The organism is Polaribacter sp., assembly GCF_965656025.1.
Classification (GTDB): Bacteria; Bacteroidota; Bacteroidia; order Flavobacteriales; family Flavobacteriaceae; genus Polaribacter.
Genome location: NZ_CBFHJT010000064.1, coordinates 1 through 1,190 on the forward strand (window position 1 = coordinate 1; position 1,190 = coordinate 1,190).

The following is a 1,190-nucleotide window of genomic DNA, read 5'->3' on the forward strand; positions in this document are numbered from 1 at the left end:
TTTGGTAATTTTTTGTAGATGGAATACATCAAAGAATTTGCTGCAGGAAAGTTGGGTTTTGCAGCCATAAATTCACTTAATAATTTACTGTTTTTACCATTCGTTTCCATTAAAACATAACTAGGGCCACCACTACCTCTGGCTTCAAAATTTAAAATTAAACCCACATCTTTTGTTAGAGAATGAGCATCTACAAAAGCTTGTGCACCTAATAAACCCAATTCTTCTGCATCTGTAATAAGAATAATAATATCGTTTTTTGGAGTTTGATTTTTTGCTAAAAAAGCTCTTATCCCTTCTAAAATAGTTACCACACCAGAACCAGCATCACTTGCACCTAAAGAAGAATGAGGATTGGAATCGTAATGCGTTAACAACATTAAAGCTTTTCCGTTTGTTGTGCCTTTAATTTTTGCAATAATGTTTTCTGCAGTTGTGGCTGCTAACCATTTTTTATTAATGGCAGTTTGGGTTTGTATTTCTACCTCTAAACCCATTTTTTGTAATTCTTTTACAATATAACTTTGTACTTTTTTATGCTCTTTTGCACCTGTATAATGCGCTTCTTTAGATATATTTTTTAAATGAAATAAGGCTTTGTCTAAAGAAAATGCTGTTTCTGAAACGTTTTTATCGGTATTTAAAGAGGGTTTTAAATCTGCAAAACTCCAATAAATAACTCCTAAAATGATAAGAACAGAAACAATGGTAGAAAATCTTTTCATGAAAAAAATGTTTTTATAAATGTATGAAATAAAAAAAACTTGCTAAAAAAGTAAATTGAAACAGAAATTTTGCTAACTTTAGTTCAAACTAATTAACTATTATTATGGGTATTAAAAGCTTTCAAGGAAAAAGAGATGTAAATAAGAGTAAAGAAGAAGAGCAGATTTTGGTATCTGATTATATGACAACCAATTTAATTACATTTAAAGCAGACGATTCTTTAGACCATGTAATTGCACAGTTAATTGCCAATAAAATTTCTGGTGGGCCTGTTGTAAATGATAAAAACGAATTGATTGGTATTATTTCTGAAACGGATTGTATTAAGCATATTTCTGAGAGTAAATATTACAATATGCCTTCTGATACCAATAATACAGTTGGTAAATACATGGTTACAGATGTAGATACAATTGATAAAAATATGAATGTTTTTGATGCTGCCTTTAAATTTATTTCTTCGC

At 29.5% G+C, this 1,190-nt stretch carries 2 protein-coding genes; one reads left to right on the top strand and one right to left on the bottom strand.

What is annotated here, in order from left to right; genetic code table 11:
• Window positions 1–725 (bottom strand): M20/M25/M40 family metallo-hydrolase (locus tag ACTG3S_RS11475; protein WP_439129490.1); only part of this gene is annotated, 725 nt, incomplete at its 3' end.
• A gap of 104 nt (window positions 726–829) precedes the next feature.
• Between ACTG3S_RS11475 and ACTG3S_RS11480 the strand changes: the two genes are divergently transcribed.
• A partial coding sequence (locus tag ACTG3S_RS11480; RefSeq protein ID WP_439129491.1) for a CBS domain-containing protein occupies window positions 830–1,190 on the top strand: 361 nt, incomplete at its 3' end.